We start from the raw sequence: 24950 nt of genomic DNA, 5'->3' as shown, positions 1-24950 counted from the left end.
TCGGCGTGAGGGCGGCTTGCGTGGCTTGTCGGCGTGAAGGGGGTTTCGCGGCTGACCCGTCGGCGTCCGGCTCCCGGTCGCGTCAGCCGGCGCGGCGGGCCCGTCCGTCGCCGTCCCGGACCGCGTTCCGTCCCGCGCGTTCGGCTCCCGCCCGTTCGGCGTCGGCCGCGTTCCGTCCGGTGTGGGTGTCCGCGTCGCTCATCGGGCGTCCGATGACGCTTCCCGAGGAGCCGTTGTCGCCCGGGGCCGGCGTGGTGGCGATGCGCGGCAGCGCGTACGGGTGTTCCGCGGCCAGCCACTCGATCATCCGCTCGCGGACCTGGCAGCGCACCGTCCAGATCGCGTCCGCGTCCCGGGCGGTGACCAGGGCGCGCACCAGGATCGTGGTCGGGGTGGTGTCGGTGACGACGAGGTTCCAGGCGCGGCCGTCCCAGTCGGGGGAGTCCTGGAGGATCTCGTGCAGCTTGTCCCGCATCTTCTCCATCGGCGCGGAGTGGTCGAGGTGGAAGAAGACGGTGCCGGTCATCTGGGCGCCGCCGCGCGACCAGTTCTCGAAGGGCTTGCCGGTGAAGTAGGACACCGGCATCGTGATCCGCCGCTCGTCCCAGGTGCGGACGGTCAGGAAGGTCAGGGTGATCTCCTCGACCGTGCCCCACTCGCCCTCCACCACCACCGTGTCGCCGATCCGCACCATGTCGCCGAAGGCGATCTGCAGGCCCGCGAACAGGTTCCCCAGCGTCGACTGGGCCGCGATACCGGCGACGATGCCCAGCAGCCCGGCCGACGCCAGCATGGACTGGCCCACCGCCCGCATCCCCGGGAACGTCAGCAGCATCGAGGCCGCCGCGACGACGATCACGACGGCGGTCACCACCCGCTGGATCAGCGTCACCTGCGTCCGCACCCGGCGCACCCGCGCCGCGTCCCGCGCCCCCGCCGCGTACCGGGAGTAGGTGGACTCCACGACGGCCGCGGACACCCGGATGATCAGCCACGCGGTGGCCGCGATCAGGACCAGGGAGAGCACCTGCCCGATGCCCTCGTGGTGGTCGTCGACGATGTCCAGGCCGGTGCTGTCGTACGAGCCCCGCAGCAGGGCCGCGCCCAGTACCACTTGGAGCGGTATGCGGCAGCGCCGCAGCAGGCCCCACAGGGGGGTGTGCGGGCGGGCGGCGTCGACCCGGCGCAGGGCCCGGTCGGCGACCCACCCGAGAATGAGGGTGACGACGATCGAGCCGCCGATGACGATGAGCGGACGCAGCACGTCCTCCATGGACACGTCAGATCTCCTCATGTGGTCGGTCAGCGTCGTGCGGGTCCCCATCGACCGTAGCTGGCACGATGGGGGAAGTGCGATCCAGTGACAGGGAAGTGAATCCAGTGACGTCTGCGTCCTCTGAGCCGTCTGAAACCTCCGCCGCCCCCACGGCACCCTCAGGTTTGACGGTTGTCCTGTTCCATTCGGTGTACGGCCTGCGGCCCGCGGTGCACGCCGCCGCCGACCGGCTGCGCGCCGCCGGACACGAGGTGGTCGTCCCGGACCTGTTCGACGGGCGGACGGCGGACGGCATCGCGGACGGCATGACCATCAAGGACGAGATCGGCAAGGACGAACTGCTCCGCCGCGGCGTGACGGCCGCCGCGCCCTACTCGGACCGCGGCCTGGTCTACGCGGGCTTCTCCTTCGGCGGCTCGGTCGCGCAGAACCTCGCGCTGGCGGACGAGAAGGCCCGCGGCCTGCTCCTGCTGCACGGCACGTCCGATCTCGCGGACGACGCGTCGGTGGACGAGCTGCCGGTGCAGCTCCACGTCGCCGACCCGGACCCGTTCGAGCCGCACGACTGGCTCAACGCCTGGTACCTGCGCATGCGCCGGGCCGGCGCGGACGTGGAGGTCTTCCGCTACCCGGGCGCCGGCCACCTCTACACCGACGCGGACCTGCCGGACCACGACGAGGAAGCGGCCGAGAGCACGTGGAAGGTGGCGCTGGGCTTCCTGGAGACGCTGTAGCGGCGGCCGTCGCCGGGATGCGGCGGTCGTCGGGGGATGACGTACGGCCGGGGCCCTGTGCGGCTCGGGTATGACGTACGGCCGGGGCACTGCGAGGCTCGGGATGACGTACGGCCCTGTGGGGAACGCCGCCACAGGGCCGTACGCATGCGCGTCGTCGAGCGCCGAGGCCGGGGTGCGGCCTCGGCGGGAGCGGACCGTCATCCGGACCGCCCCCGAAGAGACCCGCCAGGGGCGCCGGCCCCGATCAGGACTTCAGCGCCGCGTCCACCATGGAGTTGTAGTCCTCCGGGGTGGAGGGCGCGGCCTTGCCCTGCTGGGTGTCGTGGCCGATGACCTTGCCGTTCACCTTGACCGTCGGGGTGCTGCGGACGTCCTTGACGGAGTTGAAGGCGTCGGACATCTCCAGGGCCCACCGGTCGTACGTGCCGTCCTTCACGGCCTTCTGGAACGCCTGGTTGCCCTTCAGTGCGGGCACGGTGTCGGCGACCTCGATCAGGTAGTTGTCGTCACCGAACTTGTCCGGGCCCGACTCCTCCGGGTGGTACTTCGCCGAGAACAGCGCCTCCTTGTACTTCAGGAAGGCGTCGGTGCCGACGTTGAGCGCGGCCCCCATGGCGCTGAGGGCGTTCTTCGAGCCGGTGCCGCCGCTGGGGAGGTTGTCGTCGAGGAAGGTGCCCAGGTGGAAGGACGCCTTGTACTTGCCGTCCTTGATGTCCTTCTGCACGGTCTCGCCCACCTTCTGCTCGAAGTTGGCGCAGCCCGGGCAGCGGGCGTCCTCGAACAGGTCCACCGTGTTCTTGGCGTCCTTCTTGCCGATGACGATCGTCGTGCCGTTGTCCCCGCTGGTGTTCGCGGGCTTGACCAGCTTGGCGTCCTTGGCCTTGGCCCAGTCGCTCCCGCCACCGCCGTCCCCGCCGCCCGAGTTGGCGACGGCTATGCCGATGCCGCCCGCGACGGCGAGCACCGCGACGATGACGCCGGCGACCGTGAGCTGGCGGCGGGTCCGCTCCCTCTTGGCCTGGCGCTCGCGCTCGGCGCGCAGCCGCTCGCGGGCTGCCTGCTTGTTGGCCTGGCTGTTGCGGTTGCTCATGACTGTTCTGCTCCGTGTTCCGTGTGAAGTGAAGTGTGCGACGTGCGTGATGATGACGGGAGACACCCCTGAAAGGGGAGACCCGTGGGGCACGGGGAGGACACCCGTGCTCGCGGCCGACCGGAAAAGGTCTCAGGCGGCGAGCGAACAGGGTGGCCCGCGGCGCACGACACAGTGCACGAGCAGGGGCAGCGCGGGGGCGACCGGCGCGGTCCGTACGGGGCCGCGCACCCACCGGCGGGGCGCACGCGGCGCGGTGACCACCGCCACCGCGATCAGCAGCGGCCGGAAGGCGACCGCCGCCACCGCGCCCAGGAGCCGGACGAGCGCGGCCTCGCCGCGCCGCAGCCAGGCCGCGGCCAGCAGACCGACGGCCACGTGGGCGGCCAGCAGCAGCCAGGCCGAGGCGGAGCCGACGGACGCGGCGGGCTCCTCGGAGATCTTGGCCAACGGGGTGCCGACGTCGCCGCCGGCACACAGCAGGTCCACACCCAGGGAACGCAGCGGACCGGTGACCGGGCCGCCCGCCGGTCCGTAACAGGCGTGCTGCCCGACGCTGAAGACCGTGTCGGCGGCCAGTTCCAGCGGGACGAGCAGGGCGGCGATCCGGCCGAACCCGCGCTCCCGGCCGGCCAGCGCGTACGCGAGCGCGAAGACGGCGACGGAGAGGGCGGCGACGGTGGTCACCGGCAGCGGCATCCGGGACAGCAGGACGTGCGAGGCAGCCGACAGTGTCACGCAGAGCGCCGTGAAGAGCGCCGCGCGCAAGGCCCGCAGGTGTGCCGTCGAGATGTCCATCGTTGCGAGTCTGCCATGGGGCGGGGTAAGCGGCGCCTAAGGGGACGGAACAGATCCGGGCCCGGGCCCTTCGGCCCGCGCCCGGTACGGCGTCCTCACACCCCGGTATCCGCCCGGCGCGGCTGTCTCACACCCCCGGTATGCGCCCGTTGCGGAAGAGGTCCACGAAGATCTGGTGGTCCGCGCGGGCCCGCGCCCCGTAGGAGTGCGCGAAGTCCACCAGCAGCTCGGGGAACCCGTCCTCGTCGGCGGCGATGGCCGCGTCGATGGCGCGCTCGGTCGAGAAGGGGACCAGGGAGTGGCCGCTGTCGTCGTCCGCTGCTGAGTGCATCGCGGCCGTCGCCCGGCCCAGGTCGGCCACCACCGCCGCGATCTCGGCCGGGTCGTCCAGGTCCGACCAGTCCAGGTCCACCGCGTACGGCGACACCTCGGCCACGAGCTGCCCGGTGCCGTCCAGCTCGGTCCAGCCCAGCCACGGGTCCGCGTTGGCCTGGAGGGCGCGCTGCGAGATCACCGTGCGGTGGCCCTCGTGCCGGAAGTAGTCGCGCACCCGGGCATCGGTGATGTGCCGGGAGACGGCCGGGGTCTGCCCCTGCTTCATGTAGATGACGACGTCGTTCTCCAGGGCGTCGCTGTTGCCCTCCAGGAGGATGTTGTACGAGGGCAGGCCCGCCGACCCGATGCCGACGCCGCGCCGCCCCACGACGTCCTTGACGCGGTAGGAGTCGGGCCGGGCCAGGCTCGCCTCGGGCAGCGTCTCCAGGTAGCCGTCGAAGGCGGCCAGGATCTTGTAGCGGGTGGCCGCGTCGAGCTCGATGGTGCCGCCGCCGGGGGAGAAGCGGCGCTCGAAGTCGCGGATCTCGGTCATCGAGTCCAGCAGCCCGAAGCGGGTGAGGGAGCGGGCGTCGCGCAGCGCGTCCAGGAGGGGGCCCTGCGCGGTGTCCAGGGTGAAGGGCGGCAGGTCCTCGTCCCGGGCACCGGTGGCCAGCGCGTGGACGCGCTCCCGGTAGGCGGTGGCGTAGGTGCGGACCAGGCCGGTGATCTGCTCGTCGCTGAGCGCCTTGGCGTACCCGATCAGCGCCACGGAGGCGGCGAACCGCTTCAGGTCCCAGGTGAAGGGCCCGACGTACGCCTCGTCGAAGTCGTTGACGTTGAAGACCAGGCGGCCGGTGGCGTCCATGTAGGTGCCGAAGTTCTCGGCGTGCAGATCGCCGTGGATCCACACCCGGGAGGTGCGCTCGTCCAGGTACGGGCCGGTGGAGAGCCCGTTGCCCGCCATCTCCTCCAGGTCGCGGTAGAAGAGGCAGGCGGTGCCCCGGTAGAAGGCGAAGGCGGAGGCGGCCATCTTCCGGAACTTGACGCGGAAGGCCGCCGGGTCGGCGGCGAGCAGCTCTCCGAAGGCGGTGTCGAAGACGGCGAGGATCTCGTCGCCGCGGCGGGCGGCGTCCTGCGCCGGGGCGTGCGGGGTCGACATCGCGGGGGGCCTCCTGGGGGCGGCGGGTGAATAAGACAAACGTTCCATCGGAACAACGGCTGAGGCTATCGGGGAGTGCCCAGGCCCTCCGGGCGGTGGGGCGTCATTTCCAGCCTGTCCGGCGTTTGAGGACGTGGTGACGGGGGCCGTGACGGGCCGCAGCTCACCCCCGTTCCCCGGGGGCCGAGCGCGCCGCTTTCAGCCCGTCCGGCGTTTGAGGACACGGTGACGGGAGTGGCGGCGGGCTGTCGTTTGCCGGCGACATCAGCCTGCTACCCGGGGCGGGGCCTGCGCCTTTTGGCCGGGCACGCCGCTTTCAGCCCGTCCGGCGTTTGAGGACGCAGTGACGGGAGCCGCGACAGGCCGCAGCTCACCCCCGTTCCCCGGGGGCCGAGCCCGCCACCTCAAGCCCGTCCGGCGTTTGAGGACACCCCGGTGAGCGCGGGTACGGGCTCTTGGGCGGGCGGGGGGTGATTCTTTGGTACCGGTGAACGCCGGGGGCGTTGTCCTCAATCGCCGGACGGGCTGGAAATGGCGGGCCATCGTCCACTCGTGCAGGCCGGACGGGCCTGATTTGGCGGGCCGCTGCCCACCAGCCGACCCGGACGGGCTCGATTGGGCGGGCCGCCATCCGATGGCGCGGGTTGGCGGCCGGAGATGGCGGGCCACCGCCCATTCGTGCAGGCCGGACGGGCTGGAAATGGCGGGCCGCCGCCCATCAGCCGCCCCGGACGGGCTTGAAATGGCGGGCCGCCGCCCATCAGCCGAGCCGGACGGGCTTGAAATGGCGGACCGTCGTCCATCGATGAGGGCCGGACGGGCTGGAAATGGCGGGCCGCCGCCCAGCAGGCGACCCGGACGGGCTGGAAATGGCGGGCCGCCGCCCATCAGCCGACCCGGACGGGCTAGAAATGGCGGGGCCGCCGTCCATTGACGCAAGCCGGGCGGGCTGGAAGAGGCGGGCACCGTCCTCAAGCCGGGCCCCATCGCCTCACCCTCCGTATCCGGGCAAATCCTCCCCGGAGGGGAAGGGCGTCGCGGTCGTCACCCCGGGCCCTCCGGGCGGCCGGGATGTCGGTGGGGAGCCGTAGACTTCCAGACCGTCCCCCTTCATTCGTTCGACCGTCGCCGACCCGTTCCCGGAGGTCTTCCACCGTGGCCAAGCCGCCCTTCACGCATCTGCACGTGCACACGCAGTACTCCCTGCTGGACGGTGCCGCGCGGCTGAAGGACATGTTCAGCGCGTGCAACGAGATGGGCATGACGCACATCGCCATGACCGACCACGGCAACCTGCACGGCGCGTACGACTTCTTCCATCAGGCGAAGAAGGCGGGGGTCACGCCGATCATCGGCATCGAGGCGTACGTGGCGCCGGAGTCGCGGCGCAACAAGCGCAAGATCCAGTGGGGACAGCCGCACCAGAAGCGCGATGACGTCTCGGGTTCGGGTGGTTACACCCACAAGACGATCTGGGCGGCGAACAAGACCGGTCTGCACAACCTCTTCCGCCTGTCCTCGGACGCGTACGCCGAGGGCTGGCTCCAGAAGTGGCCCCGGATGGACAAGGAGACCATCGCCCAGTGGTCCGAGGGCCTGATCGCCTCCACCGGCTGCCCCTCGGGTGAGCTGCAGACCCGGCTGCGGCTGGGCCAGTACGAGGAGGCCCGCAAGGCGGCGGGCGAGTACCAGGACATCTTCGGCAAGGACCGGTACTTCCTGGAGCTGATGGACCACGGCATCGAGATCGAGCGCCGGGTGCGGGAGGACCTGCTCAAGATCGGCAAGGAGCTGGGCATCCCGCCGCTGGTCACCAACGACTCGCACTACACCTACGACCACGAGTCGGCGGCGCACGACGCGCTGCTGTGCATCCAGACCGGCAAGAACCTCTCCGACCCGGATCGCTTCCGCTTCGACGGCACGGGCTACTACCTGAAGTCCACGGAGCAGATGTACGCCATCGACTCCTCCGACGCCTGGCAGGAGGGGTGCGCCAACACCCTGCTGGTCGCCGAGCAGATCGACACCGAGGGGTGGTTCGAGAAGCGCGACCTGATGCCGAAGTTCGAGGTGCCCGAGGGCTACACCGAGGTCACCTGGTTCCAGGAGGAGGTCCGCCGGGGCATGGCCCGCCGCTACCCCGGCGGCGTCCCCGAGGACCGGCAGAAGCAGGCCGACTACGAGATGGACGTCATCATCCAGATGGGGTTCCCCGGCTACTTCCTCGTGGTCGCCGACTTCATCATGTGGGCCAAGAACAACGGCATCGCGGTGGGCCCGGGCCGTGGCTCGGCGGCGGGCTCGATCGTGGCGTACGCGATGGGCATCACCGACCTCGACCCGATCGAGCACGGCCTGATCTTCGAGCGGTTCCTGAACCCCGAGCGCATCTCGATGCCCGATGTCGACATCGACTTCGACGAGCGCAGGCGCGCCGAGGTGATCCGGTACGTCACCGAGAAGTACGGCGCCGACAAGGTCGCCATGATCGGCACGTACGGCACGATCAAGGCGAAGAACGCGATCAAGGACTCCGCCCGCGTGCTGGGCTACCCGTACGCGATGGGCGACCGCATCACCAAGGCGATGCCCGCCGACGTCCTGGGCAAGGGCATCGACCTCAACGGCATCACCGACCCCTCCCACCCGCGCTACAGCGAGGCGGGCGAGGTCCGGGGGATGTACGAGAACGAGCCGGACGTGAAGAAGGTCATCGACACCGCCAAGGGTGTGGAGGGCCTGGTGCGGCAGATGGGCGTGCACGCGGCCGGCGTGATCATGTCCAGCGAGACGATCACCGACCACGTCCCGGTCTGGGTCCGGCACACCGACGGCGTCACGATCACGCAGTGGGACTACCCGAGCTGCGAGTCGCTCGGCCTGCTGAAGATGGACTTCCTGGGCCTGCGCAACCTGACCATCATGGACGACGCCGTCAAGATGGTGAAGAAGAACAAGGGCGTCGACCTCCAGCTCCTGGAGATCCCGCTCGACGACCCCAAGACGTACGACCTGCTCCAGCGCGGTGACACCCTCGGCGTCTTCCAGTTCGACGGCGGCCCCATGCGCTCGCTGCTGCGGCTGATGAAGCCCGACAACTTCGAGGACATTTCCGCCGTCTCGGCCCTGTACCGGCCGGGCCCGATGGGCATGAACTCGCACACCAACTACGCGCTGCGCAAGAACGGCCAGCAGGAGATCACGCCGATCCACCCGGAGCTGGAGGAGCCCCTCAAGGAGACGCTCGGCCTGACCTACGGCCTGATCGTCTACCAGGAGCAGGTCCAGAAGGCCGCCCAGATCATCGCCGGGTACTCGCTCGGCGAGGCCGACATCCTCCGCCGCGTCATGGGCAAGAAGAAGCCCGAGGAACTGGCGAAGAACTTCACGATCTTCCAGGCGGGCGCCCGCAAGAACGGCTACAGCGACGAGGCGATCCAGGCGCTGTGGGACGTGCTGGTGCCGTTCGCCGGCTACGCGTTCAACAAGGCGCACTCCTCCGCGTACGGCCTGGTCACGTACTGGACCGCGTACCTGAAGGCGAACTACCCGGCCGAGTACATGTCCGCGTTGCTCACGTCCGTGCGCGACGACAAGGACAAGTCGGCGGTCTACCTGAACGAGTGCCGGCGCATGGGCATCAAGGTGCTGCCGCCCAACGTCAACGAGTCCGAGGCGAACTTCGCCGCCCAGGGTGACGACGTGATCCTCTTCGGTCTCACGGCGGTCCGGAACGTGGGCCAGAACGTGGTCGATTCGATCATCCGTTGCCGGAAGGCGAAGGGGAAGTACGCCTCCTTCCCCGACTACCTCGACAAGGTCGACGCCGTGGTCTGCAACAAGCGGACCACCGAATCGCTGATCAAGGCGGGCGCCTTCGACGAGATGGGCCACACCCGCAAGGGCCTGATGGCGCACTACGAGTCGATGATCGACAACGTGGTGCAGGTCAAGCGCAAGGAGGCCGAGGGGCAGTTCGACCTCTTCGGCGGCATGGGCGACGACACGGCGGACGACGGGCCGGGCTTCGGGCTCGACGTGGAGTTCTCCGACGTCGAGTGGGACAAGACCTACCTGCTCGCCCAGGAGCGCGAGATGCTCGGCCTGTACGTCTCCGATCACCCGCTGTTCGGTCTTGAGCACGTGCTGAGCGACAAGGCGGACGCCGCGATCTCCCAGCTCACCGGCGGCGACTACTCCGACGGTTCGATCGTCACCATCGGCGGCATCATCTCCGGCCTCCAGCGCAAGATGACCAAGCAGGGCAACGCCTGGGCCATCGCCACCGTCGAGGACCTGGCCGGTTCCATCGACTGCATGTTCTTCCCGGCGACGTACCAGCTCGTCTCCACGCAGCTCGTCGAGGACGCGGTGGTCTTCGTCAAGGGCCGCCTGGACAAGCGCGAGGACGTCCCGCGCCTGGTCGCCATGGAGATGATGGTCCCCGACCTCTCCGAGGCGGGCGCGGACGCGCCGGTGACGATCACCATCCCGACGCTGAAGGTGACCCCGCCGCTGGTCGAGAAGCTGGGCGAGGTGCTGACCAGTCACCGCGGCTCGACCGAGGTGCGGATCAAGCTCCAGGGGACGCGCAAGACCACGGTCCTGCGCCTGGACCGGCACCGGGTCACGCCCGACCCGTCGCTGTTCGGCGACTTGAAGGTGCTGTTGGGGCCGTCCTGCCTGGCGGGGTGACGTGAGGCCGTGAGGCTGTAAGGCCGCAGCGCCCTGAGGCCCGGGTCGGGCGGCGGTGAGACCCCGAGGTCCCTCCGTTGTCTCTCCTTGCGGTGTCTTCGTACGAAGGCTTCCGCGAGGGACCTTCGTTGCGTAGGACCGCGTGCGGGACCTTCGTTACGGAGCACTCCGTGCGGGGTCTTCGATGCGTAGGACTCCGTGCGGGAGCTGCGTACGAAGCCCGCGGCGGGGGCGCGCCCCGAGCGGGCGCGCCCCGGGCCGGGTGGCCGGACGGTCAGTTGTGGCCGAAGCGCCGCTGGTGCTTGCGGGCCACGTCCGCCGGACTGCCCTGGGCCTCCGCCTGCGGCTGGGCCTGGGCCTCCAGTGCCGACTGCTGGGCGTCCTGCCTGCCGCGCTCGGCCTGTGACGCCTTGCTCTGCTGATTGCGGTCACGGTTCTTGTTCTTGGCCACGGTCGCGCCTCCTGTAGCGGGATTCTGGGAGCGGGGCCCGGGACCAGACTTACATGACGTATAAATGCCTGCATGTCGGACAATTACCGTCTGTAAGGCGGCTCCTCACGTGCCGCTCCCCAAATCCCCGCCGAATCCGCCACGCCGCTGATCCAGTCCGGGCGGTGAAGCTCCGTTCGGTCGGGCAGACTCGAAGGAAAGCCGAAGGGAACCTCGTGCCACGGGGGCCGAGCCGGGGGATGTCCGGACTTCAGCACCTCAGGGAAGAGGGTGGAACGTGGATCGCTGCGTCGTCCTGGTGGACGCCGGTTACTTGCTGGGCGCCGCCGCGAGCCTGCTTGCCGGAGAGCCCGCCCGCTCCCGGATCACCGTCGACCACGCCGTGCTCATCCAGGCGCTGCGGCAGCGCGCCGAAGCCGACACCCAGCAGCCGCTGCTGCGCATCTACTGGTTCGACGGCGCCCCCGACCGCGTCCCGCAGCCCGAGCACCGGCGGCTGCGCGTGATGTCCCGCGTCACCGTCCGGCTCGGCGCGCTGACCCGCAGCGACGGCCGGTGGGCGCAGAAGGGCGTGGACGCCGCCATGCACGCCGAGTTGACCGAGCTGGCCCGCAACCGCGCCTGTTCCGACATCGTTCTGGTGACCGGCGACGGCGACCTCCTGCCCGGCCTGATGTCGGCCAAGGAGCACGGCGTCGCCGTCCACCTCTGGGCCGTGCAGGCCGCGGACGGCGACTACAACCAGTCCGAGGACCTCGTCGCCGAGGCCGACGAGCGGCGGGTGCTGGACCGCGCCTGGATCACCCGGGCCATCCGCGCCAAGGAGGTCGGCGGGCCCTGCGCGCCGCAGCCGGTGCCCCGCCCCGAGATCGCCGCGATCCTCTCGGCCCCGCTGCCGGAGTCCGCGGTCGCGGCAGCCGCCGCGGCGGCCGGGCAGGGCGCCGCGGAGCGCGGGCGCGAGCACAACGGCTCCAACGGCACCCGCCCGGGAGCCAACGCGTCCCCGGAGCGGGTGGCCGCGCGGGACGGCGCGCCCGGCGCCGCCGCCCCCGGCGCGGCCAAGGGCCTCCCCGGGGTGCCCACCCCCAAGGACCTCGCCGACCTGGGCCGCACCCCCGGCGCGGCCCCCGCCGCGCCCTCCCCGGCCGCGGCGGCGGGGGCCACCCTGCGCTGGTCCTCCGACAAGGGCTGGATCGAACGCGGCGGCCCCGTGGGCGAGCCGCCCGAGACCGCCTCGCTGCCCACCCTCGCCCAGCTCACCAGCGCCGAGCAGCGCTGGGCCGACCGCGAGGAGGACATCACCGCCGTCAGCGGCGACCCCTTCGAGGTCGGCCAGGTCTTCGCCCGCCGCTGGACCGAGCGGCTCACCGACACCGGCCACCTCCAGCAGATCTCCACCGAGTACCCGCGCATCCCGCACCGCATCGACGGCGAACTCCTGCGGTACGCCGCCCGCTTCGGCCTGCTGGCCCACAAGGACGACCAGATCGACGAGCACGACCGCTACGCGATCCGCGCCGGCTTCTGGCGCGAGGTGGACCTGCGGACGGCGGCGGAGCACGCCCCGGCGGGGGAGTGAGGGCGGACGCCGCCGCGGACGGGCGGCGCCCTCCGTTGTAGGGGACAGCCGTCCGTGCCTGTAGGGGACAGCCGTCTGTACCTGTAGGGGCAGAGTTGCCCGTGCCTGTAGGGGCGGCCCCGTGCCACTCTCCGCCGTGGCCGCGCTGTGCCTCCCCTGTAAGGGGCAGCCACCCGCCGCGCCCGCCCCGCCCCGGCCGGACACAGACGGTGACCCCGAAGCGGCGCGCGCCGGTGGGACGCGTACCCTCGTAGCTCGTGAGCACGGGCACAAAACAGGCGGAGCGCGGCACCACGGTGTGTGCCGTGCGGGGCCTGGTCAAGACCTACCCCGCGGTGCGCGGACGGCGCGGGGCGCCGGGCGCGCCCGCCGTACGGGCCAGCGACGGCATCAGCCTGGACGTGCGGCGCGGGGAGATCTTCGGGCTGCTCGGGCCGAACGGAGCGGGCAAGTCGACGCTCGTCCGGCAGCTCACCGGGCTGCTGCGGCCGGACGCCGGCAGTGTGACCGTGCTTGGCCACGACCTGGTGCGCCACCCGGAGCGGGCCGCCCGGCTGCTGGGCTACCTGGGGCAGGAGTCCACCGCCCTGGACGAGCTGACGGTGGCGCTGGCCGCGGAGACGACCGGCCGGCTGCGCGGACTGCCGGTCCGTGAGGCCCGCGCGCAGCGGGACGCCGTGATCGGCGAACTGGGGCTGGCGGAGATCGCCGACCGGCCGCTGAAGAAACTTTCCGGCGGGCAGCGCAGGCTCGCCTGCTTCGCGGCCGTGCTGGTGGGCGAGCGCCCGCTGCTGGTGCTGGACGAGCCGACCACCGGCATGGACCCGGTGGCCCGGCGCGCCGTGTGGGCCGCCGTGGACCGCCGCCGGGCCGAGCGCGGCACCACCGTCCTCCTGGTCACGCACAACGTCATCGAGGCGGAGAGCGTGCTGGACCGGGTCGCCGTCATAGACCGCGGACGGGTCATCGCCTGCGACACACCGGGCGGGCTCAAGGAAAGGGTGGGCGAGGAAGTGCGCCTGGAACTGGTGTGGCGGGACCGCCCGCCGCTGCACGTCCCGGAGGTCGCCGCGCTCGCCGCGACGGCCCGGGCGGCCGGGCGCCGCTGGACGCTGCGGCTGCCGCCCGCCGAGGCGCGCCGCGCCGTGGCCGCCGTGACGGCCGGCCCCGCGTTCGCCGCACTGGACGACTTCACGCTCGCCACGCCGAGCCTGGAAGACGTGTATCTCGCGCTGGGGGGCCGTACGGAGGAAGGCTTGGTGAAGGCGTGAGCGTGATCCCCGCGGAGGCGGTGGCCGGGACCGGCCGGGAGGCACCGGCCACCGGGGACCCCGGGTGGCCGGACGGGCCCGCGCCGCTGGCGCCCGGCGCGCGCCTGCTGCCCGCGCTGGCCGCCGTCTACCGGGCCCAGCTCTCCCGCGCGCGGGTGGCCCGCATCCCCTTGCTGTTCGTCGCCACCTTCCAGTCCGTCGGGATCATGATCCTGATGCGCGGCGTGGTGGACGGCGGCGACGAGGCGCGGGCCGTGGTCTCCGGCTCGGCCGTGCTGGTCGTGGCCTTCGTCGCGCTGAACCTCCTCGCGCAGTACTTCGGGCAGCTACGGGCCGGGGGCGGACTGGACCACTACGCGACGCTGCCGGTGCCGCCGGCCGCCGTGGTGCTCGGCGCCGCGGGCGCGTACGCGTCGTTCACCGTGCCCGGCACGGTCGTCACGGCGGTGACCGGGTGCCTGCTCTTCCAGCTCCCGATGGGGCACCTGTGGGTGCTGATCGCCGTGCTGCCGCCGGCCGGCGCCGCCCTCGCCGGGCTCGGCGCGGCTCTCGGGCTGCTCGCGCCGCGCCCCGAACTCGCCACGCTCTGCGGCCAGTTGGGCATGTCCGCCGCGCTGCTGCTGGGCGTGCTGCCGGCCGACCGGCTGCCCGCCCCGATCTCCTACGCCCGCGACCTGCTGCCCTCCACCTACGGGGTGGAGGCGCTGGCCCGCAGCTTCGCCGCCCGGCCCGACTGGGCGGTGGTCGGCGTCGACCTCGGCGTCTGCGCGGCCGTCGGCGTGCTGTCGCTGGCCGTGGCGACCTGGGCGTACCGCAGGGCCGCCGTCCGATGACCGGGCCCGCAGGCCCGGACGGGCGTCCTGATGCCGACCGGACGGCACCGACCTGGCACGATGACGGGGTGACCGCACCGCAGACGCCCCACAGTCAGCCCCCCGAACCGCCGTCCAACCCGTGGAGCCGGCCGCTGGACCCCGAGGCCGCCGAGGCCGAACGACGGGCGACCGAGCAGTGGCGGGCCGGACTGTGGCGCGAGGCCCGCGAGGCGGCGGTGCTCGCCGTCGTGGTGGCGGTGAGCGGCGCGCTGCTGGGCCTGCTGTGGCTCTGGCTGGCCCCGCGCGTCCCCCTCTTCTCCGACGGCCGGAACGTCTACCTCAAGAACACGGAGGGGGAGGAGGCCATCGGCGCGGACGGCACGTTCGTCCTGCTGGCCCTCGCCTTCGGCGTGGTGACCGCGGCCGTGGTCTTCCTGTGGCGCCGCCGCGGGGGCGTCCCCCTGGTGCTGGCGCTGGTGGTGGGCGGGCTGCTCGCCTCCCTGGTGGCCTGGCAGCTGGGCACATGGCTGGGAGACGCGGAGATCGCCCGGGAGGCGGTGAAGGCCGGGAAGGGCGTGACGTTCGACGCCCCGCTGCGCCTCCAGGCCAAGGGCACACTGCTGGCCTGGCCGGTCGCGGCGATGCTGGTGCAACTGGTGCTGACGGGCCTGTTCGGGCCGCGCGACCCGGAGCCGGAACACGCCGGGTGGCCGACCCCGGCCCAGCCTGCGGACGCTCCTCACGAGGAGTGACGAATCCCTGAGGGGGAGCGACGCTCTCCAGCGGGAGGGTGACGATCCCCGACGGGGAGTGACGGGCCGCCGACCGGCCCGCCACTCGCTCAGGTGGGCCGCCCACCGGCCCGTCGCCCACTGCTCAGGCGGGTCGCTTCCCGTGGTTGGCCGCGCCCTTCTTGGCGCGCCACTTCCGCTTGCGGGTCCGTTTCGACATGCCGTCCTCCCCTCCCGCCGGGTGCCCGTACGAGCGTCCGTCCGTACGGGCTTCTGCCGCGGCGCCGGTACGGACGCGGTACGGGGCGCCCGTTCGGATGCCGGTCCTGGGGGCGTACGCCCCTCTCCCGGTGGTAGCCGAGAAGGCGCGGGCCGTAAAGGTGGCGCGGGGGAGACGCGGGCGTCAAGCGTCGGGGACGAGCGCGTACGGACGGGGGCGGGGGAAGCGATCTCCGTCCGTCGCCATCCCTCGGGTGCGTGCGTCCTCAGTCCCGCGCGATCGGCGCGACCGTCGCCCCCGTGAGGGCCACCAGGTCGCCCGGTGCCAGCTCGACCTCCAGGCCGCGGCGGCCCGCCGAGACGCACACCGTCTCCCGGTCCTGGGCCGAGGCGTCCACGACCGTCCGCAGGCGCTTGCGCTGGCCGAGGGGGGAGATGCCGCCGCGCACGTAGCCGGTGGCGCGTTCGGCCGCCGCCGGGTCGGCCATCGCGGCCCGCTTGCCGCCGACCGCCGAGGCCAGCGCCTTCAGGTCCAGCGAGCCGGACACCGGGACGACGGCGACGGTGAGCGTGCCGTCCACGTCGGCGAGCAGCGTCTTGAACACCTGCTCGGGCGGGACGCCGAGCGCTTCGGCGGCCTCCGCGCCGTACGAGGGCGTGGCCGGGTCGTGCTCGTAGGCGTGCAGGGTGAAGCCGACGCCCGCTTCGGTGAGCGCCACCGTGGCGGGGGTGCCGCCGGACCCGGCGGCCTGCTTCTTCTTGGACTTCTTGGGCTGTGACTTGGCCATGCTCGCTCCGTCCTCGGCTCGGGGGTGTTTCCTGGGGGCGCGGCCCGGCTCAGTTGGGGCTCGTCGGCCGCCGGGTCAGGTCCACGGCCGGCAGCGACGGGAGCTTGCCGATCACGGCCGTCTCCTGGCGCAGGATCCGCAGCTCCTCCGAGAGGCGGGTGGCGGTGTCGGGCGCCTGGAGGAGGCGCTGCTTGGTCGGGACGTCCAGGAAGGCCGCGGCGGCGACGAGGTAGGACAGGACGGCGGGGTCGTCCGGCAGGTCCTGGCCGCCGGCCAGGGTCCGCTCGTTCGCCCAGGCCAGCCGCTTCTGGTAGGTGCGGAAGGCGCGGACGACGCCGGAGGCGAGCGCGCCCGCGCCCTCGCCGGGGTCCTCCTCCAGCTCGGTGACCTCGCCCATCAGGTACGGGCCGGAGGCGTCCACCGACAGCAGCCGGAAGCGGGTGGTGCCGGTGGCCAGCACCTCGTAACCGGGGTCGGGGCCGGCCGCCGGTGCGGGCGACGGGCCGGGGGCGGCGCCCCGCTCGCGGATGGTGGCCGCGTCCGCCACGCAGCCGACGCTGTGGAAGGCGTGGATCGGGTCGGGGCCGAACCCCGCGGCCGGGCCGGCGGCCGGCTCCGCGGTGGGGTCGGGGAGGCCGGGCGCGGTGGGGGCCACCTCGCGGCCGTCGCGGATCGCCACCACGCCGAAGCGGCGCTGGTCCTCCGGCAGCGTCAGCAGATCGCGCATCAGCGCCCGGTACCGCGCCTCGAACACGTTCAGGGGGAGTACGAGCCCCGGGAACAGCACCGAGTTCAGCGGGAAGAGCGGCAGGCGCACGGAAGTCACAGGCGGTAAGCCTAGAGCCTGGGGAGGAAGGCGGTGCGCGCGGCCGGGTGCACGGGGGCGTGGAGGGGCGGCACAAGGGGGCGCATCGTCCTTCCCGGCCGCCCCCGCGAGGCCTCGGAGCCCTGCCGCCGCGCGGTTCCCCGGGCCCCGGGCGCGGGCCGCGTCCGCTTCCGCACGGCCGTTCGCCGACGACCGGGGGAGGCGCGACGGGGGACGGGGCTGAGGACGAGGCCGGGGCCCGGGGCTGTGAGGAGCCGAGGACAAGGCAAGAGCCGGGAGCAGAGCCCGGCCGAAGCCGGGGCCGGGCCGGAGCCGGCCCGGAGCCAAAGACGAGGGCCGGTCCGAAGCCGGGCCGAAGCCGAGGACGGACCCAGGACCCGCCCCCGCCCCCGCCCCCGCCCCGGAACCGAGAGCCCGCCCCGCCCCTGCCCTCACTGCCTCCGCAGCAACCGCGACGCCCCCGCCGCGACCGTCGTCGCCAGCACCCACCCCGTGAGGATCATGATCGCGGCCACCCACTGCGACCCGCCCACCGGCCGCCAGGCCGCGGCCTGGTACAGGTCGATCACGGGGACCAGCAGGTCGAGCGCGTACAGGTACGGGTTCCACTGCGGGGCCTGGCCCGCCTGGAGCGCGCGGGGCGGGTTCAGGGAGAAGTAGAGGACGCCCATCGCCCACAGGATGCCCATCCACACCGCGGCCCGGCCCGGGCGGTAGCCGTACGCGACGGTCCAGTCCTGGAGGACGCCCCACGCCTTGCCGGCCAGCGGGAGCGTCTCGCGGCGGCGGCGCTGTTTGGCGAGCAGCACCTCGCGGGCGTCGGAGTCCTCGCCGCTGGCGCGCATGGACGCGGCCAGCATCTCGTACGGCTCGGGGGCGTACTCCGGGGTGGCGGCGGCCACCCACTCCAGCCGCCGGGCCAGCGGGAAGGGGCCGCGCGGTATCAGGTTCTCGTAGGCGAACCCGGCCATGTACAGACCGCCCAGGCCGGGCCAGCTCGCCGCCTTGTCGACGAGGTTGACCACGCGCGCGCCCGAGAGGACCACCCGGCCGTGCTCCGGTCTCTCGCACAGGAAGCGCAGCTCCGGCGTCTGGATGCGGCGCAGCGACATCTCCTGGCCGCCCTCCATGGTGACGCGGGCCTGTTCGAAGTCGACCGCGTCGCCGAACCGGCCGTCGTCCAGCCGCATCCCGCCCTCGCACTCGAAGCGGTGCATGCGGGTGCCGCGGGTGGGGGTGTGCGCGATGCCGTACTGGGGCGTGGTGCCGGTGATGGCGGAGTACGGCGAGCCGGCCAGCCCGGCCGAGGTGAGGTAGAGGGTGCGCTCGACGGTGAGCTGCGGGGCGTTCAGCGCCCAGCGGCCGTAGGGGTTGCTCAGGCGGCTGCCGCGCAGGCTCAGCGAGACGCCGATGGTCGCGCCGCGCAGCGAGACCTCGCCGTAGGACTCCATCATCTCGGCCTGGAAGTCCTGGGCGACGGTCATCCCGTCCGCCATCAGGGAGCGGCCCTGCCGGTCCTTGTAGGTGACGGTCTGGTTGAGCAGCAGGTCGGTGCCGACGTGCGCGTCGGTGAGCCGGATGCCGGCGCGGACCACGCAGCGCGACAGGTGCAGGTCGCCCTCGGTGTGCAGGCGGGCCGCCTCCAGGCGGGGTATGGCGCAGCCCACCATCCGTAAGGTCGTGAACTGGCTCTCGGGCAGCACCACCTCCCGCTCGAACCGGCAGTCGCGCAGCTCCACGAACGGCTTGACGGTGCCGCCCGCCAGGTCGAGGGTGTCGGTGATGTAGGCGCCGGTGAGCTTGAGCGCGGAGACCCGGCCGGGCTGCGCCGGCGGGCCTTCCAGGAGCAGCAGCGCCAGCACCCGGGCCCGTACGCTGCGCTCGGGACCCCAGGACCGCGACCCTTGCGGATCGTCGGTGACCGGGTCGCCGCTGTACAGCTCGCAGGTGCTGCCGTTGCGGAACGCCTGCCACATGCTCCACTCCGCCGAGGTGAGCTGCAGGCCGGCGGGTGCGTCGCCCTCGGGCGTGGTCACCGTGGCATCCCCCTCATCCCCTGACCCTTTCCGCACTGCGTACGTACTTCGTACGCCTGTACGGATTCACCCTTTCCCTCTGGGTGGCCGCTTGAACGCGCCCGGCGGAAGCGGCACCGCGGACCCCACCGGCGGGACCGCGCCCCGCCCCGGAACCCTGGCCCGCGCCGCCCCGCGGCCCCGGGCCGGACGGCCGCGGCCCACTGGCGCCGTGTATCACTGAGTGATACGGGCGGCCGGTCGTGAGAACGGGTCTGAGACACTGGAGTGGTGATTTCCCGAATCGATCTGCGCGGTGACGCCCTCCCCGAGGGTGCCGCCCTGCGCGACCTGCTGCCCCGTGCCGAGTTCGACGTGGAGGCCGCCCTGGAGAAGGTGCGGCCCATCTGCGAGGACGTACGCCATCGCGGCACCGCGGCGCTGATCGACTACGCGCGGCGGTTCGACGGGGTCACCATCGAGCGGGTCCGGGTGCCCCAGGAGGCGCTGGACCGGGCGCTGGCCGAGCTGGACCCGGCGGTCCGCGCGGCCCTGGAGGAATCGATCCGCCGCGCCCGGATCGTCCACCGCGAGCAGCGCCGTACGGACGTGACGACCAAGGTCGTCCCCGGCGGCACCGTCACCGAGCGCTGGGTCCCCGTCGAGCGGGTCGGCCTGTACGTGCCGGGCGGCCTGGCCGTCTACCCGTCCTCCGTCGTCATGAACGTCGTCCCGGCCCAGGAGGCCGGTGTCGAGGCGGTCGCCGTCACCTCCCCGCCGCAGGCCGCCTTCGACGGCCTGCCGCACCCGACGATCCTCGCCGCCTGCGCCCTGCTGGGTGTGGACGAGGTGTACGCGGCGGGCGGCGCCCAGGCCATCGCGATGTTCGCGTACGGCACCGAGGAGTGCCGCCCGGTGAACCTCGTCACCGGCCCCGGCAACATCTACGTCGCCGCCGCCAAGCGCCTGCTCAAGGGCCGTATCGGCATCGACGCGGAGGCCGGGCCCACCGAGATCGCGGTGCTCGCCGACACCACCGCCGACCCCGCGCACGTCGCCGCCGACCTGATCAGCCAGGCCGAGCACGACACGCTGGCCGCCGCCGTCCTGGTCACCGACTCCGCCGAGCTGGCCGACGCCGTCGAGGCGGAGCTCAAGCCCCAGGTGGAGGCCACCAGGCACCGCGAGCGGATCACCACCGCGCTCGCCGGGCGGCAGTCCGCGATCGTCCTGGTCGACGACCTGGACGCGGGCCTGAAGGTCGTGGACGCGTACGGCGCCGAGCACCTGGAGATCCAGACCGCCGACGCCGCCGCCGTGGCCGCCCGGGTCCGCAACGCCGGGGCGATCTTCGTCGGCCCGTACGCGCCGGTCTCCCTCGGCGACTACTGCGCCGGGTCCAACCACGTGCTGCCCACCGGCGGCTGCGCCTGCCACTCCTCCGGCCTGTCCGTGCAGTCCTTCCTGCGCGGCATCCACGTCGTGGACTACACCCGCGACGCCCTGGCCGAGGTCACCCACCACGTCGTCACCCTCGCCGAGGCCGAGGACCTGCCCGCGCACGGCGCGGCGCTCAAGGCCCGGTTTGGCTGGAAGGTGCCGGAGAGCAAGTGAGCCAGAACGAGAACCGGGTGGACGACCTGCCGGTGCGCGACGAGCTGCGCGGCAAGTCCCCGTACGGAGCGCCGCAGCTCGACGTCCCCGTCCGCCTGAACACCAACGAGAACCCCTACCCGCTGCCCGAGGCCCTGGTGGCGCGCATCGCCGAGCGGGTCACCGAGGCCGCCCGCGACCTGAACCGCTACCCGGACCGGGACGCCGTCGAGCTGCGCACCCAGCTCGCCGCCTACCTCACCCGCACCGCGGGCCACCAGGTCGGCACGGAGAACGTGTGGGCCGCCAACGGCTCCAACGAGGTCCTCCAGCAGCTCCTGCAGACCTTCGCCGGACCCGGCCGCACCGCCCTGGGCTTCGAGCCGTCGTACTCCATGCACGCGCTGATCTCGCGCGGCACCGGCACCGGCTGGATCTCCGGCCCGCGCAACGACGACTTCACCATCGACGTCGACGCGGCCGTCAAAACCATCGCCGAGCACCGGCCCAACGTCGTCTTCATCTGCTCGCCCAACAACCCCACCGGCACCGCCGTGGACGCCGAGACCGTCCTCGCGCTGTACGAGGCCGCGCAGGCGGCCGGGCCGTCGATGGTCGTGGTGGACGAGGCCTACGGCGAGTTCAGCCACCGGCCCTCCCTGCTGCCGCTGATCGCCGGCCGCCGGAACCTGGTCGTCTCCCGCACCATGTCCAAGGCGTTCGGCGCCGCCGGGCTGCGGCTGGGCTACCTCGCCGCCGACCCGGCCGTGGTGGACGCCGTGCAGCTCGTCCGCCTGCCGTACCACCTCTCGTCCGTCACCCAGGCCACCGCGCTCGCCGCGCTGGAGCACACCGATACGCTCCTGCGGTACGTCGACCGCCTCAAGGCCGAGCGCGACCGCGTGGTCACCGAGCTGCGGGCGGCCGGGTACGACGTCGTGCCGTCCGACGCCAACTTCGTCCAGTTCGGCCGCTTCACCGACGCCCACGCCGCCTGGCGGGCGTTCCTGGAGCAGGGCGTCCTGGTCCGGGACAACGGCGTGCCGGGCTGGCTGCGGGTCACCGCGGGCACCCCCGCCGAGAACGACGCGTTCCTGGACGCGGCGCGCACGCTCAGGAAGGAAAGCGGCTTGATCAGCTCGGAGAGCTTGAAGGAGAACCAGCGATGACCCGCGTCGGGCGCGTGGAGCGCACCACGAAGGAGACCTCGGTCCTCGTCGAGATCGACCTCGACGGCACCGGCCAGGTCGAGGTGTCGACCGGCGTCGGCTTCTACGACCACATGCTGGACCAGCTCGGCCGGCACGGTCTGTTCGACCTCAGGGTCAAGACCGAGGGCGACCTGCACATCGACACCCACCACACCATCGAGGACACCGCCCTCGCGCTCGGCGCCGCCTTCAAGCAGGCGCTCGGCGACAAGGTCGGCATCTACCGGTTCGGCAACTGCACCGTCCCCCTGGACGAGTCGCTGGCCCAGGTGACGGTGGACCTCTCCGGCCGCCCCTACCTGGTGCACACCGAGCCGGAGAACATGGCGCCGATGATCGGCACCTACGACACGACGATGACCCGGCACATCCTGGAGTCCTTCGTCGCCCAGGCCCAGATCGCCCTGCACGTCCACGTCCCCTACGGGCGCAACGCGCACCACATCGTGGAGTGCCAGTTCAAGGCGCTGGCCCGGGCGCTGCGCTACGCCAGCGAGCGCGACCCGCGCGCCGCCGGCATCCTCCCGTCCACCAAGGGGGCGCTGTGAACGGCCTGTCCACCGCCTTCATCGTCCTGGGCCTGTTCCTGCTCGGCGGCGTCATCTCCTTCGTCAAGCAGAAGCAGTCCAAGGGCCTGATCACCCTCCTGAGCATCGGCGCCGCCATGTGCCTGGTCGCCGGCGTGCTGCGACTGGACGTGTGGGCCTCATGAGCACGGCACGCAAGAAGGTCGTGGTCTTCGACTACGGCTTCGGCAACGTCCGCTCCGCCGAGCGCGCCCTCGCGCACGTCGGCGCCGACGTCGAGATCACCGGCGACTACGACGCCGCCATGAACGCCGACGGGCTGCTCGTCCCCGGCGTCGGCGCCTTCGCCGCCTGCATGAAGGGCCTGCGCGAGGCGCGCGGCGACTGGGTCGTGGGCCGCCGGCTGTCCGGCGGGCGCCCCGTCATGGGCATCTGCGTCGGCATGCAGATCCTCTTCTCCCGGGGCATCGAGCACGGCGAGGAGACCGAGGGCCTGGACGAGTGGCCCGGCACCGTCGGCCCCCTGAAGGCCGACGTCGTCCCGCACATGGGCTGGAACACCGTCGAGGCCGCCGAGGGCTCCCGCCTCTTCGCGGGCCTGGACGCGGACACCCGCTACTACTTCGTGCACTCCTACGCCGTGCGCGACTGGGAGCTGGAGATCGGCAACCCGCACATGCGCGCCCCGAAGGTGACCTGGGCCACCCACGGCGAGCGGTTCGTCGCCGCCGTGGAGAACGGCCCCCTGTGGGCCACCCAGTTCCACCCCGAGAAGTCCGGCGACGCCGGCGCCCAGCTCCTGACCAACTGGATCGACACCCTCTAGGACCCCGTGAGATGAGCAAGCTCGAACTCCTCCCCGCAGTCGACGTCCGCGACGGCCAGGCCGTCCGCCTCGTCCACGGCGAGTCCGGCTCCGAGACGTCCTACGGGGACCCCCTGCAGGCCGCCCTGGCCTGGCAGCGGGCGGGCGCCGAGTGGCTGCACCTGGTGGACCTGGACGCGGCCTTCGGCACCGGCGACAACCGGGCACAGATCGCCGAGGTCGCCCGGTCCATGGACATCAAGGTCGAACTCTCCGGCGGCATCCGCGACGACGCCTCCCTGGCCGCCGCCCTCGCCACCGGCTGCACCCGCGTCAACCTCGGCACCGCCGCCCTGGAGACCCCCGAGTGGGTCGCCAAGGTCATCGCCGAGCACGGCGACAAGATCGCGGTCGGCCTGGACGTGCGCGGCACCACCCTGCGCGGCCGGGGCTGGACCCGCGACGGCGGCGACCTCTACGAGACGCTGGCCCGCCTGGACTCCGAGGGCTGCGCCCGCTACGTCGTCACCGACATCAACAAGGACGGCACCCTCCAGGGCCCCAACCTGGAGCTGCTCAAGAACGTCTGCGCCGCCACCGACAAGCCCGTCGTCGCCTCCGGCGGCGTCTCCTCCCTGGACGACCTGCGGGCCCTGGCCACGCTGGTCCCCGACGGGGTCGAGGGTGCCATCGTGGGCAAGGCGCTGTACGCCAAGGCGTTCACCCTGGAAGAGGCACTCCAGGTGGTATCCGCATCCTGACGGGCCCGCACCCGGGCCCGTGACCTGAAGGGAACCCCGGCGACATGACCATCGAGCGCGCGCAGTCCAACAGTCCTTGGGAAGAGTCCATCGGCTTCGCGCGCGCGGTGGCCGCCGGCGACCGCGTGCTGGTCGCCGGCACCATGCCGCTCGTGGACGGCGTCCTGTACGGCGAGGGCGACCCCTACGAACAGACCCGGGTCGCCTTCGGCAACGCGCTGACCGCCCTGGAGCGGTTCGGCCTGGACGCCAAATCCGTCATCCGCACCCGCATGTACCTCACCCACGCCCGCGACGTGGAGGAGGCCGGCCGCGCGCACAAGGAGATCTTCGACGCCGTACGACCCGCCGCGACCCTCGTGGTGGTCTCCGGCTTCGTCGACTCCCGCGTGCTGGTCGAAGTGGAACTCGAAGCATTCAGAGAGGCACCGCAGCCATGACCCTGGCGGTCCGAGTCATCCCCTGCCTGGACGTCGACAACGGCCGGGTCGTCAAGGGCGTGAACTTCACGAACCTGCGCGACGCGGGCGACCCCGTCGAAATGGCCAAGATCTACGGCCAGGAGGGCGCGGACGAACTCACCTTCCTCGACATCACCGCGTCCTCCGGCAACCGCGAGACCACCTACGACGTGGTGCGCCGCACCGCCGAGCAGGTCTTCATCCCGCTCACCGTCGGCGGCGGCGTCCGCACCCCCGAGGACGTCGACAAGCTGCTGCGGGCCGGCGCCGACAAGGTCGGCGTCAACACCGCCGCCATCGCCCGCCCCGACGTGATCCGCGAGATCGCCGAACGGTTCGGCCGCCAGGTCCTCGTCCTGTCCGTCGACGCCCGCCGCACCTCCGCCGGCACCCCCTCCGGCTTCGAGGTCACCACCCACGGCGGCCGGCGCGGCACCGGCATCGACGCCGTGGAGTGGGCCCACCGGGCGGCCGAGTTGGGCGCCGGCGAGATCCTGCTGAACTCCATGGACGCCGACGGCACCAAGGACGGCTACGACACCGAGCTGATCGCCGCCGTCCGCAAGCACGTCTCCATCCCGGTCATCGCCTCCGGCGGCGCCGGACAGCTCGCCCACTTCCCCCCGGCCATCGCCGCCGGCGCCGACGCCGTCCTGGCCGCGTCCGTCTTCCACTTCGGTGACCTGCGGATCGGGGAGGTCAAGGAGACGCTGCGGGAGGCGGGGGAGGCGGTGCGGTAGCCGCAGGCGGGGCGGGGAGGTTGGTTATACGGGGCGCGGCTGCGCGCTCCCTCGGAGGGGTGATGCCGACCCCGGAGAGCCGGC

At 72.5% G+C, this 24950-nt stretch carries 22 protein-coding genes; 14 read left to right on the top strand and 8 right to left on the bottom strand.

The window, feature by feature from the left end; genetic code table 11:
• Positions 1–82: 82 nt before the first annotated feature.
• Positions 83–1273 (bottom strand): mechanosensitive ion channel domain-containing protein, encoded by a 1191-nt coding sequence (locus ABZX96_RS07200; RefSeq protein ID WP_355539565.1) that lies wholly within the window; start codon positions 1271–1273, stop codon positions 83–85.
• A 107-nt stretch (positions 1274–1380) separates the two neighbouring features.
• On the opposite strand from ABZX96_RS07200, the gene ABZX96_RS07195 reads away from it, so the two are divergent.
• Positions 1381–2010: a dienelactone hydrolase family protein gene (locus ABZX96_RS07195; RefSeq protein ID WP_355539235.1), complete on the top strand. Its 630-nt coding sequence runs from the start codon at positions 1381–1383 to the stop codon at positions 2008–2010.
• Positions 2011–2257: 247 nt separating this feature from the next.
• On the opposite strand, the gene ABZX96_RS07190 is transcribed toward ABZX96_RS07195, so the two are convergent.
• The 3 genes from ABZX96_RS07190 to ABZX96_RS07180 form a co-directional block, all read right to left on the bottom strand.
• A complete protein-coding gene (locus ABZX96_RS07190) occupies positions 2258–3103 on the bottom strand; it encodes a thioredoxin domain-containing protein (RefSeq protein ID WP_355539232.1) in 846 nt (281 codons plus the stop codon).
• 132 nt (positions 3104–3235) lie between these two features.
• Positions 3236–3901 carry a hypothetical protein gene (locus ABZX96_RS07185; RefSeq protein ID WP_355539229.1) on the bottom strand — a complete coding sequence of 222 codons (666 nt, stop codon included), beginning with the start codon at positions 3899–3901 and terminating at the stop codon, positions 3236–3238.
• A gap of 127 nt (positions 3902–4028) precedes the next feature.
• Entirely contained in the window at positions 4029–5375 is a 1347-nt protein-coding gene (locus ABZX96_RS07180; RefSeq protein ID WP_355539226.1) for a DUF2252 domain-containing protein, read from the bottom strand.
• Between the two features lie 1155 nt (positions 5376–6530).
• On the opposite strand from ABZX96_RS07180, the gene dnaE reads away from it, so the two are divergent.
• A complete protein-coding gene (gene dnaE, locus ABZX96_RS07175) occupies positions 6531–10073 on the top strand; it encodes a DNA polymerase III subunit alpha (protein ID WP_355539223.1) in 3543 nt (1180 codons plus the stop codon).
• A gap of 274 nt (positions 10074–10347) precedes the next feature.
• Here dnaE and ABZX96_RS07170 read toward each other — a convergent pair whose 3' ends face one another.
• Complete coding sequence (locus tag ABZX96_RS07170) at positions 10348–10524, bottom strand: hypothetical protein (RefSeq protein ID WP_355539220.1); 177 nt, start codon at positions 10522–10524, stop codon at positions 10348–10350.
• 277 nt (positions 10525–10801) lie between these two features.
• Here ABZX96_RS07170 and ABZX96_RS07165 point away from each other — a divergent pair, with 277 nt between their 5' ends.
• The 4 genes from ABZX96_RS07165 to ABZX96_RS07150 all read left to right on the top strand — a co-directional run bounded on the left by ABZX96_RS07165 (position 10802) and on the right by ABZX96_RS07150 (position 14941).
• A complete protein-coding gene (locus tag ABZX96_RS07165) occupies positions 10802–12103 on the top strand; it encodes an NYN domain-containing protein (RefSeq protein ID WP_355539217.1) in 1302 nt (433 codons plus the stop codon).
• 257 nt (positions 12104–12360) lie between these two features.
• Entirely contained in the window at positions 12361–13374 is a 1014-nt protein-coding gene (locus tag ABZX96_RS07160) for an ABC transporter ATP-binding protein (protein WP_355539214.1), read from the top strand.
• A 20-nt stretch (positions 13375–13394) separates the two neighbouring features.
• The gene (locus ABZX96_RS07155; RefSeq protein ID WP_355539562.1) at positions 13395–14207 is read left to right on the top strand and encodes an ABC transporter permease; all 813 of its coding nucleotides are present in this window, start codon (positions 13395–13397) and stop codon (positions 14205–14207) included.
• Positions 14208–14275: 68 nt separating this feature from the next.
• Positions 14276–14941 (top strand): ABC transporter permease, encoded by a 666-nt coding sequence (locus tag ABZX96_RS07150; RefSeq protein WP_355539211.1) that lies wholly within the window; start codon positions 14276–14278, stop codon positions 14939–14941.
• Positions 14942–15405: 464 nt separating this feature from the next.
• Here ABZX96_RS07150 and ybaK read toward each other — a convergent pair whose 3' ends face one another.
• The 3 genes from ybaK to ABZX96_RS07135 all read right to left on the bottom strand — a co-directional run bounded on the left by ybaK (position 15406) and on the right by ABZX96_RS07135 (position 18729).
• The gene (ybaK, locus tag ABZX96_RS07145) at positions 15406–15927 is read right to left on the bottom strand and encodes a Cys-tRNA(Pro) deacylase (RefSeq protein WP_355539208.1); all 522 of its coding nucleotides are present in this window, start codon (positions 15925–15927) and stop codon (positions 15406–15408) included.
• A gap of 49 nt (positions 15928–15976) precedes the next feature.
• Complete coding sequence (locus ABZX96_RS07140) at positions 15977–16753, bottom strand: LON peptidase substrate-binding domain-containing protein (protein WP_355539205.1); 777 nt, start codon at positions 16751–16753, stop codon at positions 15977–15979.
• 431 nt (positions 16754–17184) lie between these two features.
• Positions 17185–18729, bottom strand: coding sequence for an oxidoreductase (locus tag ABZX96_RS07135; RefSeq protein WP_355539559.1), 1545 nt, complete (start codon positions 18727–18729; stop codon positions 17185–17187).
• 330 nt (positions 18730–19059) lie between these two features.
• Here ABZX96_RS07135 and hisD point away from each other — a divergent pair, with 330 nt between their 5' ends.
• From hisD to hisF, 8 genes are read left to right on the top strand one after another with little or no spacing between them, the layout of a single operon-like run.
• Positions 19060–20382, top strand: coding sequence for a histidinol dehydrogenase (gene hisD / locus ABZX96_RS07130; protein WP_355539202.1), 1323 nt, complete (start codon positions 19060–19062; stop codon positions 20380–20382).
• Positions 20379–21530 carry a histidinol-phosphate transaminase gene (locus ABZX96_RS07125; protein ID WP_355539199.1) on the top strand — a complete coding sequence of 384 codons (1152 nt, stop codon included), beginning with the start codon at positions 20379–20381 and terminating at the stop codon, positions 21528–21530. The genes hisD and ABZX96_RS07125 overlap by 4 nt, the downstream gene beginning before the upstream one ends.
• A complete protein-coding gene (gene hisB / locus ABZX96_RS07120) occupies positions 21527–22120 on the top strand; it encodes an imidazoleglycerol-phosphate dehydratase HisB (protein ID WP_355539196.1) in 594 nt (197 codons plus the stop codon). Before ABZX96_RS07125 ends, hisB begins: the two co-directional genes overlap by 4 nt.
• Positions 22117–22284, top strand: a complete 168-nt coding sequence (locus ABZX96_RS07115) for a hypothetical protein (protein WP_355539193.1) — start codon at positions 22117–22119, stop codon at positions 22282–22284. Before hisB ends, ABZX96_RS07115 begins: the two co-directional genes overlap by 4 nt.
• A complete protein-coding gene (gene hisH, locus ABZX96_RS07110; protein ID WP_355539190.1) occupies positions 22281–22925 on the top strand; it encodes an imidazole glycerol phosphate synthase subunit HisH in 645 nt (214 codons plus the stop codon). Before ABZX96_RS07115 ends, hisH begins: the two co-directional genes overlap by 4 nt.
• Positions 22926–22936: 11 nt before the next feature.
• On the top strand, positions 22937–23665 hold the full coding sequence (priA, locus tag ABZX96_RS07105; RefSeq protein WP_355539187.1) for a bifunctional 1-(5-phosphoribosyl)-5-((5-phosphoribosylamino)methylideneamino)imidazole-4-carboxamide isomerase/phosphoribosylanthranilate isomerase PriA: 729 nt from the start codon (positions 22937–22939) through the stop codon (positions 23663–23665).
• Positions 23666–23709: 44 nt separating this feature from the next.
• The gene (locus ABZX96_RS07100) at positions 23710–24105 is read left to right on the top strand and encodes a RidA family protein (RefSeq protein ID WP_355539184.1); all 396 of its coding nucleotides are present in this window, start codon (positions 23710–23712) and stop codon (positions 24103–24105) included.
• Positions 24102–24866, top strand: a complete 765-nt coding sequence (gene hisF, locus ABZX96_RS07095; RefSeq protein ID WP_355539181.1) for an imidazole glycerol phosphate synthase subunit HisF — start codon at positions 24102–24104, stop codon at positions 24864–24866. The genes ABZX96_RS07100 and hisF overlap by 4 nt, the downstream gene beginning before the upstream one ends.
• Positions 24867–24950 lie beyond the last annotated feature (84 nt).

It is taken from the genome of Streptomyces sp. NPDC003077, from assembly GCF_040611095.1.
In the GTDB taxonomy this organism is placed as follows: domain Bacteria; phylum Actinomycetota; class Actinomycetes; order Streptomycetales; family Streptomycetaceae; genus Streptomyces.
The sequence above is the reverse complement of the archived record's forward strand: the minus strand, read 5'-3'. Positions and strand labels throughout refer to the sequence as shown.